This is a genomic window from Lichenicoccus roseus, from assembly GCF_005844085.1.
GTDB classification, from domain to species: Bacteria; Pseudomonadota; Alphaproteobacteria; order Acetobacterales; family Acetobacteraceae; genus Lichenicoccus; species Lichenicoccus roseus.
The window spans coordinates 1,170,588-1,180,588 of sequence record NZ_VCDI01000001.1 but is presented as its reverse complement, the minus strand read 5'-3'; the positions used below and the strand labels follow the sequence as shown (position 1 = coordinate 1,180,588).

The following is a 10,001-nucleotide window of genomic DNA, read 5'->3' as shown; positions in this document are numbered from 1 at the left end:
CGCGGGGTGGAGCAGCCCGGTAGCTCGTCAGGCTCATAACCTGAAGGTCACAGGTTCAAATCCTGTCCCCGCAACCACCGATCGTTTACTCCCCAGGGCGCTTGTCCCGGGGAGTTTTCCGTTGTGGATTCATACCCTCCGTCGCCACTCCGCTCGGACATTCACGACGCCTTTCAGGCGTTGCGGAACCGGGCCATTTCGGTCTGGTAGCTGGCGAAGTTGGTGAAATACCCGGGGTCCCAGAACAACGGCTTCGACAGCTTGGCGGTGCCCTTGTCGATCACCTGCCGGATCAGCGCGATGCGCTCGGCACTCCATCCCTGCTCCTGGGCATAGGTAAGACCAAGATCGAGCCGCGGCGTCATGTAGCCTTCCCGGGTCGATAACTCGGCTGCATATGCGCCACCCAGCATCCAGTCGATCGTAGCATATACTTTGTCACTGCCGTTGCGGCTGGCAACCTGGGCTGGAACCATCAGGTTCTGCGCCCATTTGTCGTAACCTTCGACAGTGTAGGCGTAGGCGACGTCGTCGTGACGCCGTTGCGCCTCGTGCGCTACCGGCTCCCAGCCGGTTTCCGCGATCACCTCCCCGCCCACCAGCAACTGCAACTGCTCGTCGAAGGACTTGTAGGTGGTGCGGAACTGGCCGGCCCGTTTGCGCTCGATCAGGAACTCGGCGACCGAATGGCATTCGCTTGCGGTCATGTTCGCGAGGTCGCCGATCTCAGCCAGCTTGTGTGCCTTGACGTAGATCGAGGCGCAGATCAGTGCATAGATCTCGTTGTCGATCGCCACCTTTCCCCTGGTGCGCGGATCGTCGTAGATCAGCTTCCAGGAAATCTCCGCCGGCGCATCCGGTAGCCCCAGGCGTTTGGGCGCATACAGGAAGCTGTCGGCGTTCATATGGTACGGCACGCCCCAGGCCCTGTTCGCGCCCGGCGCCTTTGGCGTGACGCCGGAAACAAAGCCCGGCAGGCTGGTCCAGTGATTCAGCCGGCTCAGATCGATCGGCATCAGCAGGTCCTGGTCGGCCAGAGGCGCATAGCTGCCGCTCAGGCAGGTGACGATATCGTAGCGCTCGCCTGCATCGCCCGCGATCATGTCATGCAGGAACAAACCGACATCGTCCGACGCCGGGGTCCATTCCATCTTCAGCCCGGTGGCCTTCTCGAAATTGCTCCAGTCAGCCAATGCTCCGGTCGACACGCCCAGCACACGCACAACATTATCCGGCGTCGCCGCCTGGGCCCAGAAACGCCGGCCGGGCAGCGCGACGCCGTCGGACAAGGCGGTCAGCGCCAACGCGCCATTGCGCAGGAACTGGCGCCGCCGGAGCGGCGTCACGCGGCCCAGGCTGGTGTGGGAGAACGGGTCCTGCATTAAATGGATCATCCTTTCACGTCGCGTCGAGGTTTCCGATGACGCAATCGCCGGCGGTCCAGCCGAAGCGGTTGATGGTGCCGCCGAGCGATTCGTTGCAGCCGGAGATCGCGATGAACACACCGAACTCCGTCTCGAGTTCGATCCGGCTGCCGAGGCCCTGGTAGAAAGCCTGTACGACGCGGCCCTCCAACTGGTTGCTGCAGGCGCCATCCGGGTCGAGACGGAGCTTCTCCGGATGCACCGCCAGGAACCCGTGAGTGCCGGGCCGCGCCGGCGCCGCGCCGCTCCATTGACCATCGAAGCGGCCCGATGCGGTTTCGATGCTTACCTGTCCGTTGCCCGCGGACACGATACGGCCGGTCATCTGGTTGGTAAGGCCCATGAAGCCCGCGACAAAACGAGTGACCGGTCGCTCGAAGACGGTCCGCGGCGTTGCGTCCTGCTCCACCCGGCCGGCCCTCAGCACAACCAGCCGGTCGCTCATCGCCAGCGCTTCCTCGCGCCCATGCGTGACCTGGATGACGGTGGTGCCGAGCGTCCGCTGCAACCCACGGATCTCGGCTTCCAGTGCGCGGCGCAGCGGCTCGTCCAGCGCGCCCATCGGCTCGTCCAGCAGCAGGATGTCAGGTTCGGTGACCAGGGCCCGGGCGAAGGCCACGCGCTGGCGCTCGCCGCCGCTGAGCTGACCGATCCGACGCGCCTCCCGGCCGGGTAGCCGCATGATCTCCAGCGCTTCCGCCGCCCGCGCCCGACGCTGCGGCCGGGAGACACCGCGCACCCGCAGGCCGTATTCGACATTCTCGCCGACGCTTAGATGCGGGAACAGCGCGTAGTGCTGGAACACGGTCGCAACCGGGCGTCGATCGGGCGGCAGGTCGAGCATGTCCTTGCCGCCGATGCGCAGCCGACCGCCGCGATTGGGCGTCTCGAAGCCTGCCAGGATGCGCAGCAGGCTGGTCTTTCCCGAGCCGCTCGGCCCGACGATGGTCAGCAGCTCGCCGCGATCGACGGCAAGCTCGACGGCGTCGAGCGCGGTCACCTGGCCATAGGCGTGGGACAGCCGCTCGACCTGCAGGGCAGGAGAGGGGGTCGTCTGATCCATATCAGCGTGTCGTCCGGCCAAGCAGCCCGATCATCGCGACCGAGGCCGCAGTGCTGAGCACGGTCAGCAGGGTGTTCAGGCAGAAGATCAGCGGCACCTGGCTGCTCTGGGTGGAGGCCTCTGCCCAGTTGAACAAAGGTAGGGTCTGGATCGCACCGCTGACGAAGATGCTGCGCGGTAGTTCGGTGAAGGACAGCAGGAAGCCGAACAGTCCGGCGCCGACCAGGCCCGGCATCAGCAACGGGCACTCGATCTGCCAGAAGCGCTGGCGCGGCGAGGCGCCGAGATCGGCGGCGGCATCGAGCAGGCCGTGATCGAAGCGGCTGGTGACAACCAGCATGCTGATCAGCGCGAACGGGAACGCCCAGACGAAGTGCGACAGCACCAGCGACCAGAAGCCCATGTGGATCCCGAGCACGAAGCGATATCCGGCGAACAGCATCAGCCCGGTGACGGTGCCGGGTATCCCGAGCGGCAGCAGGAAGGCGAGCGTGATCGGGACCCGTGCCCGGCGCATCCGCGGCAGTCCGCGTCCGGCGGCGAGTGCTGCCAGCATGCAGAGCAAGGCGACGCAGAGCGCGATCTCGATCGAGCTGATCGCGGGCTGCACCCAGTTCCGGTTGCTGGCAAGGGCAAGATACCAGACGGTGGTGAACCCGCCCGGAAGGCCGGAGAGCGGTTCGGCGCCGACCGACAGCAGCGCCAGCCACAGGACCGGCACATAGATGAGCAGCAGGATGCCGGCGGACCCCGAGAGCAGCACAAACCGCAAGGTGGCCATGGCGCGGCTCACGCGGTTGCCGGTCGCGCCAGCATCCGGCGCAAGGTGAAGAAGGGCAGCAGCAGCAGGCCAAGCAGTGCGAAAACCACCGTGGCGAGCGCCGACGCACCGGCATAGTTCATGGACGTGGACAAGGCCATTACGGAATCCGCGATGTATTCCGTGCGTCCGCCACCAAGCAGATCCGGCACCACGTTGTCGCCGAGAGCCGGAATGAAGGTCATGATCACGCCGGCCAGGATGCCGGGCAGTGCCAGCGGCAGGATCATCAGCCGCAGGGTCTGCGATGGGCTGGCGCCGAGATCACGGCTGGCGTCGAACAGGGCTGGGTCGATCAGCGTCAGCGACAGATAGATCGGCCAGATCATGTTGGGGAAATTCGGGCCGAGCAACCCGATCATCACGGCGAAGTCGCTGAACAGCAGCCACCGCACGGGTTGGTGCACCAGATGCAGATGCAGCAGGACGCTGTTCACCGGCCCCCCTGCGGACAGCATCAGCCGGAGTGCGAGCCCGCGTGCCGAGGGATCGAGAAAGAACGGCACCGTCAGGCACAGCCAGACCAGTTGCATGGCGAACCCGGAGCGGGCGTCGCGAGCCAGCCAGAGCGCCAGCGGAAAGCCGAATACCAGGCAGAGGACGCTGACCAGGGCCGCCATCCAGGCAGTGTCGAGCACCACGCCGATGCGGCCGGTTGCAACGAGGTCGCGGTAGGCCGCGAGACTGAAGCCCCATCGCAGATGCAGGCCTCGATGCTGCATGATGGCGAGCAGCAGGCCGGAGAGAAGCGGCAGGAGCACCGCCACTCCCCATCCGGCGGCGAGCAGGCCGGTCTGGGCGACAGCGCCGTCGGATCGCCCGGGAGCGCGCACCATCAGAACCGTTTGGTCAGGTGGACCCCGATCGTCGCCGGGCGGAGTGTATAGGCCTCGGTGACCGAATTGATGATCGGGCGCTGGATGATGATCTTGTTGTCGAGCAGGTTCTGCGCGTACAGCGAGGCCTCCCAGCCCCGAAAATCCACGCCGACGCTGGCATTCAGAACGCCATAGGCCGGATCATGGAAGTTTGGATCGGTAACGGTGAAGCTGCCGTTGGACGGGCCGACCCAGTCATAGTCCGCCTTGATGAAGCCGGTCACCGCGGCACTGAGATCGTGATAGTAGTCGGCGATCGCCGAGGCGCTCCAGGTCGGGGTGAACAGCACGTTCTCGCCGACCGCTGCGGTCTGCGCGTTGATCGTGCTGGTGATGCTGGCGTGCTCGGCACCGGCATTGACGCCGAGCGTCAGGCCGGGGATGGCGGGCGGACGGTAGCGGGTCTCGATTTCGCCGCCATAGGCTTCCGCATTGCCGACATTGTAGTTGAACGCGCCGCCGCAGATCGGAATGGTGATGGTCTGCTGGATCCGCGACCAGTCGATGTAGTAGCCGGCGACGTTGATCGACAGCGTGTTGTGCAGAAGCAGCGACTTCAGCCCGGCCTCGTAGCTCCAGAGCTGGTCGGAGCCATAGGTATTGGGCGCGTTGTTGAAGCCAAGCTGGTTCAGGCCGGCCACGCAGGATACGTTGGTATTGGGCGTGGTGGCGCCGCCAAGGCGGAAGCCCTTGGCGATCGTGCTGTAGACGCTTGTGTGCACCGACAGGTCGTATGTGGCGGAGAATTTCGGCGTGGGGGCCGAGAACGATGCGGACTGGCGATACGGCGAGCCCATGGTGCCGGCGCCGCCAAGGTCGAAGAAGCCGCCGCCGACCTCGCTGAAGGTCTCGTGCGCATAGACATAGCGCTCGCCGGCGCTCAGATGCAGGCGCGGCGTCAGGTCATAGTCGATCTGGCCGAAGCCGGCGTACTGGGTGATGTCGTTATGGTCATAGACCTGCCAGACCAGGTTGTTGTTCCACAGCCCTGGATTGCCCGGGCTGCCAAGCACCGACTGGTTGATGTTGAAGCCGTAGATGTTCTGGAACTCCTGGTCGTAGTCGGAAATCGTCTCGTAGTCGAAGTGGGTCCATTGCTGGTCTGAGTAGAAAAACCCGAGTACCCAACGCAGACGCTGGTCGGCTTTCGAGGCCAGCCGGACCTCCTGCGTGATGGTCTGGAAGTGATCCTGGAACAGCACCGGTGAGGGCGAGTTGCCGAGGATGGAGTCGTTCTGCGGCTGGTATTGCGGATAGGACGGGTCGAGGTAGAACTGCGACAGCGCGGTGCTGTTGAAATAGGTGCCGTCCGCCTGACGATCGACATCACGCTGGAAATAGCTGGTGATCGAGGTGAGATCGGCAAAGTTGCCTATACCCTTGTGGATGGTCAGGCTCGGGATATAGATCTCGTCCTTGATGAATTCCCGGACCTGCTTGTTCTGGTTGTAGGTGCCGAGGTTCTCGAAGAAATTCGGTGAATCTCCGGTGAACAGGTTCTGGTAGAAGAACGACGGCGTCAGGCTGAAATCCGGCGCGAGCTGGATCAACCCGGTGACCCGGACGGCGCCGGTGCGCTCGTAGTTGGTGCCGCTCTTGACCAGGTTGCCGGCGAGGCTCTCGTTGTTGATCCAGCCGCTGTTGTCGAGCAACTCTCCGGAGATGCGCAGCGCGAACTTGTCGGGGATGACCGGCAGGTTGACGGCGAACTGCTGGTCGGAATTGGGGCCGCCATGCACCGTGCCGGAGACGTCGGAGTTGATGATCGCGCTGAATTTGTCGAGATTTGGTTGGTTGGTGATAAAGCGGATGGTTCCCCCCTCGGAACTGGCACCGTACAGGGTTCCTTGCGGTCCGCGCAGCACCTCGACGCGGTCGAGGTCGAGGATGCGCGGCTGGGCAGCACCCTCGTAGCCGTTCTGGGTAATGATCGGGACTTCATCGATGTAGATCCCGACTGTCGGGTTGCCCACGGTCGAGCTGACGCCGCGGATCGAGATGTTGTCCTGGCCGGGGCCGTTATGAGAAGCAAACGACACGCCCGGCAGCACCCGGGTGATGTCCTCGTAGCTCTCGACGTGATGGTCGATCAGTTCCTTGCCGCTGATGACGCCGATGCTGCCTGCGATCTTGCGCGAGTTCTGCCGCCGCTTGTTCGAGGTGACGACGATCTCCTCGAGCTGCGATGGTTGCGCAGCGCCCGCCTTGGTCTTACCCGGCGGGGTCGCATGGTTCGGCGCCCCGCGTCCCGCCGGCCCCGCCGGCTGGGTCTGGGCGGGGGGTGTGGCAGCGGTCTGGGCCGACGCGGGCCCGGAGGTTGGAATGGCCAGCAACATGACCGGCCCGAACACGCCGAGTGTCTTGGAAAGACCAGCCACATCACCCTCCGTTACGGTGCGTGGCCGACTACAACAGCCTTCCTTTTCTCTTTCAATGCAAGGCTTTCGAAAGCAGGCGAAGCAACTGATGCAATTTTATACCGGGACCCGAAAAGCTGACCCTGGGAGAGGCGTTTGACGGAAACGCCGAAGAGTTTGGGCGATTCCTTGCGTATAATCAGTGCAGGCTTTCTTTTGGCCAGGTTCCAGTCGGCCTTCCGGATTGTGGTTCGGCTTTCGATCGGTTTCCTGCATCGGGCCAATGGAAGCCCGATCTTATGCGGCCAGGGCTGGATCGGCGTACATCTGGTCGGCGATCGCCCCGGGGGTGGTCAGCCAGAGCGCGTCCCGTGTTGCAGCGATATGCGCCAGCGCCTTCAGGATCGGTCGCAGCCGGAACGGCTGGCCGGCGATGAAGCTGTGCAGGATCACGCTCATCACCAGCGGCTGACCGTCTGAGTCGGCCCGGAGCTGCTCGAACTGGTCGACGATCATGTCGGCGAAGGTGGTGGCGCTCGCCATGCGGCCGATGATGGTGGAGCTGTCGTTGATCTCCTGGCTGTACGGCACCGAGAGCAGGCGGCCGCCGCGCGTGTTCAGCCAGATGGGCTGGTCGTCCATGCACCAGTCCAGCAGGTAGCGATAACCGGCTTCCTGCAGGGTGTCCGGCGTGGTCGGCGTCTCGGCAATCCACGGGCTCGCCCAGCCAGCCGGCGGCTTGCCCTCGGCGGCGCGGATGGTTTCGGTGACGCCGCCGATATAGGCCCGCTCCTCGGCTTCGCTCATGCCTGCCATGGTGTCGGAGTTGGAGCGGCCGTGCGCCACGATCTCGCAGCCGCTCGTGCGGAACGCGGCGGCGAGGGACGGGGCCTCCTGATACACCGCGCTGTTCATCAGGATGGTCAGGGGCAGGCCAAGCCGGTTCATGCCGTCCAGGATGCGCCAGGCACCAACACGGTTGCCGTACTCGCGCCAGGACGCATTCAGCACGTCATGCGCGGCGGCGCCACCCGGCACCAGGTTCTCGACCATGCCTTCGCCGAACGCGTAGCATTCCACGCCAAGTGCGACATACACCGCGAGGCGCTTGCCGCCCGGCCAGTAATAGTCCGGCCGCCCGGTGATGGCGCGATAGGCATATCGTCCGTGATGATCAGGCATGCTCAGCTCCTGTATGCGGCGTCGGTGTCGTCATCTTCGGAAACCCAGCGCGTCATGCCGACATCGGTGCGTGCGGCGCGGAGATACATTTCGCGATAATGCGGCAGCCAGGGGGCGGCCTCCCTGGCGGTCTGCGCGGCGCCGTCCTGTTCGCGCGCAAGAGCCCTGGCCTCGGCGCGGATCGCCGTCTCGTCGATGCCGGTCAGCACGCCGTCGCGCATCACCACCCGGCCGGCGACCATGGTCAGCCGCACCGAGCCGCCGTTCTCGCAATAGACCAGTTGCCGGTCGAGATCGTTCAACGGGGTGAAGGCCAGGGTGTCGAGATCGATCAGCACCAGGTCGGCCTGCATGCCTGGTGCGATCGCGCCGATCCGGTCCTGCTGGCGCATGGCGCGTGCGCCGCCCGTGATGAGGCAATCCAGCACCTCGTGCGCGCGCGGCCACGTCTCGTAATCCGGGTTGCCGATATTGTGGATCAGGCCGGCCATCTTGGCGACAGACCACATGTTGACGCTGTCGTCGGCGATCGCCTCGTCGGTGCCGAGGCAGATCGGGATGCCACGGTCGCGCAGGCGGCGGAACGGCATCACCCCGCTGCCCAGCCGCAGGTTGCTGATCGGGTTGTGCGCGACGGCCGAGCCGGAGGCGGCAATGGTGTCGAGATCGGCGTCGTCCATCCAGACGGCATGGATGACGTTGCTGCGCTCCGAGAGCAGTCCGCGGGCGTTCGCCTCCTGCAACAGCGAGCGCCCACGCTGCTGGCCGAGGACACGTTGCGTCCGGGTTTCCAGGATGTGGACATAGAACGGCAGGTCATGCGCGCGCGACAGGTCGAGCAAGGCGCCGACATAGTTGTCGCTGACGCGCTGCGGCGCCGAGCAGGAGGTCGCGGCCAGCAGGCGTCCGTCGCAGGCACCATGCCAGCGCTCCAGCAGATGCCGGTAGCTGTCGAGCAGTTGCCCGGCCTGCGCGCCCGCGGGAGCTTCGAGGCTGCGGCGCATTGCCGGGGGCACCAGGTCACCGAGGAAGGGCAGCTTGCCGATCTCGGGCAGGTCCGACTGGTCCAGCGCGACGCGGGCCCGAATTCCGATATCGGCATAGGCCTGCAGGATGGCGTCGATCACGTCCGTGGTCGGGAACGGCACCAGGAAGGCGTCGTCCTGCACCGCCGTGGTGCCGGTCTTCAGCATCTCGGCGGCGGCCAGCAGCGTGCGCACATAGGCCCAGCGTGGCGAGGCCATCAGCCCCGGCAGGCCCGGGCTCTCATAGAGCATGAAGATCTCGAGCGGCAGGCTGTCGAGCGAACCCTTCAGGTGGTTCACGGGGGAATGGAAATGGCCGTTGACCAGTCCCGGCATCACCAGCTTGCCCGCCGCCTCGATCACCTCGGTGCGCGTATCCGGGACCAGGCTGCCGGCGGGGGCGATCGCGGCGATGACCGCGCCGTCCACCAGGATATCGGCCGGTTCGACGATGGGCCTGCCGGGTGCGAAGGAGCGCAAGGTCGCGTGGCGGAACAGGGTCTGCATCGGGCCGGATCCTCGGGTGGCGGGAAGCGGGGAGATCAGGCCGCGGGATGGCGCGGCGGCGTCGCCCAGGAGCAATGCTTGCTGGTGCGCAGGCCGTTCGCGACCAGCCCCTCGGCGATCTTCATGGCAACGCCGACGCCATCGATGACGGGCACGCCCAGGGCCTGCGTCATCGGGCCGACCAGCGCGGACAGGCCGGCGCAACCGAGCACGATCGCCTCCGCGCCATCCTGAGCCAGAGCCGCGCGGGACTCCGCGATCATCGCCGCCAGCAGGGTCTCGTCGAGATCGACGCAATCATCGACCAGCACATCGATGGCGCGAACCTTGCGGCAGCGATGCGACAGCCCGAGATGCCGCACCACACGCTCCGCCTGCACGATGGTGCGCGGCGGCAGCGTCACCACCGAGAAGAAGGCGGCAACCGTGCTCGCCGCCTGCAGCGCCGCTTCGGTCATGCCGACCACCGGGCCACCCGCGATCTCGCGCACCGCATCGATGCCGGTGTCGCCAAAGCATGCGATCACGTAGGCATCCGTGCCGAGCGCTTCCTCCTCGCGGGCCAGCTGCATCAACCCGATGGTCGCGATCGCCTCATCGGTGTGGCATTCCACCGACGGCGTGCCGACCGCGGGGGCGCGCGCGATCACCACCGTGCCGGGTGCCGCGATCGCCCGGCAGGCTTCGCCCAGGCGCACCGTGAAGACCTCGGTGGTGTTCGGGTTGAGCAGGGCGATGCGCATGG

General features: G+C 65.6%; 8 protein-coding genes and 1 tRNA gene. 1 reads left to right on the top strand and 8 read right to left on the bottom strand.

Annotation, left to right across the window (positions count from 1 at the left end):
- Positions 1-77 (top strand) — tRNA-Met (locus FE263_RS05350).
- A 96-nt stretch (positions 78-173) separates the two neighbouring features.
- Here the strand turns inward: FE263_RS05350 and FE263_RS05345 are convergent.
- The 8 genes from FE263_RS05345 to FE263_RS05310 all read right to left on the bottom strand — a co-directional run bounded on the left by FE263_RS05345 (position 174) and on the right by FE263_RS05310 (position 9,999).
- Positions 174-1,382 (bottom strand): ABC transporter substrate-binding protein, encoded by a 1,209-nt coding sequence (locus FE263_RS05345; RefSeq protein ID WP_171033947.1) that lies wholly within the window; start codon positions 1,380-1,382, stop codon positions 174-176.
- Between the two features lie 16 nt (positions 1,383-1,398).
- Complete coding sequence (locus FE263_RS05340; protein ID WP_138324839.1) at positions 1,399-2,487, bottom strand: ABC transporter ATP-binding protein; 1,089 nt, start codon at positions 2,485-2,487, stop codon at positions 1,399-1,401.
- A 1-nt stretch (position 2,488) separates the two neighbouring features.
- A complete protein-coding gene (locus tag FE263_RS05335) occupies positions 2,489-3,268 on the bottom strand; it encodes an ABC transporter permease (protein WP_138324838.1) in 780 nt (259 codons plus the stop codon).
- A gap of 8 nt (positions 3,269-3,276) precedes the next feature.
- Entirely contained in the window at positions 3,277-4,143 is an 867-nt protein-coding gene (locus FE263_RS05330) for an ABC transporter permease (RefSeq protein WP_138324837.1), read from the bottom strand.
- Positions 4,143-6,563 carry a TonB-dependent receptor gene (locus FE263_RS05325; RefSeq protein ID WP_138324836.1) on the bottom strand — a complete coding sequence of 807 codons (2,421 nt, stop codon included), beginning with the start codon at positions 6,561-6,563 and terminating at the stop codon, positions 4,143-4,145. The genes FE263_RS05330 and FE263_RS05325 overlap by 1 nt, the downstream gene beginning before the upstream one ends.
- 276 nt (positions 6,564-6,839) lie before the next feature.
- Entirely contained in the window at positions 6,840-7,724 is an 885-nt protein-coding gene (locus FE263_RS05320; protein WP_138324835.1) for a polysaccharide deacetylase family protein, read from the bottom strand.
- Between the two features lie 2 nt (positions 7,725-7,726).
- Complete coding sequence (locus FE263_RS05315) at positions 7,727-9,256, bottom strand: amidohydrolase family protein (RefSeq protein WP_138324834.1); 1,530 nt, start codon at positions 9,254-9,256, stop codon at positions 7,727-7,729.
- 35 nt (positions 9,257-9,291) lie between these two features.
- The gene (locus tag FE263_RS05310; protein ID WP_138324833.1) at positions 9,292-9,999 is read right to left on the bottom strand and encodes an aspartate/glutamate racemase family protein; all 708 of its coding nucleotides are present in this window, start codon (positions 9,997-9,999) and stop codon (positions 9,292-9,294) included.
- Positions 10,000-10,001 lie beyond the last annotated feature (2 nt).

Excerpts from the sequence above, each read along its gene's own strand:
- FE263_RS05345 (WP_171033947.1), bottom strand. The coding sequence starts at position 1,382 with ATGCAGGACCCGTTCTCCCACACCAGCCTGGGCCGCGTGACGCCGCTC.
- FE263_RS05340 (WP_138324839.1), bottom strand. The coding sequence starts at position 2,487 with ATGGATCAGACGACCCCCTCTCCTGCCCTGCAGGTCGAGCGGCTGTCC.
- FE263_RS05335 (WP_138324838.1), bottom strand. The coding sequence starts at position 3,268 with ATGGCCACCTTGCGGTTTGTGCTGCTCTCGGGGTCCGCCGGCATCCTG.
- FE263_RS05330 (WP_138324837.1), bottom strand. The coding sequence starts at position 4,143 with ATGGTGCGCGCTCCCGGGCGATCCGACGGCGCTGTCGCCCAGACCGGC.
- FE263_RS05320 (WP_138324835.1), bottom strand. The coding sequence starts at position 7,724 with ATGCCTGATCATCACGGACGATATGCCTATCGCGCCATCACCGGGCGG.
- FE263_RS05315 (WP_138324834.1), bottom strand. The coding sequence starts at position 9,256 with ATGCAGACCCTGTTCCGCCACGCGACCTTGCGCTCCTTCGCACCCGGC.
- FE263_RS05310 (WP_138324833.1), bottom strand. The coding sequence starts at position 9,999 with ATGCGCATCGCCCTGCTCAACCCGAACACCACCGAGGTCTTCACGGTG.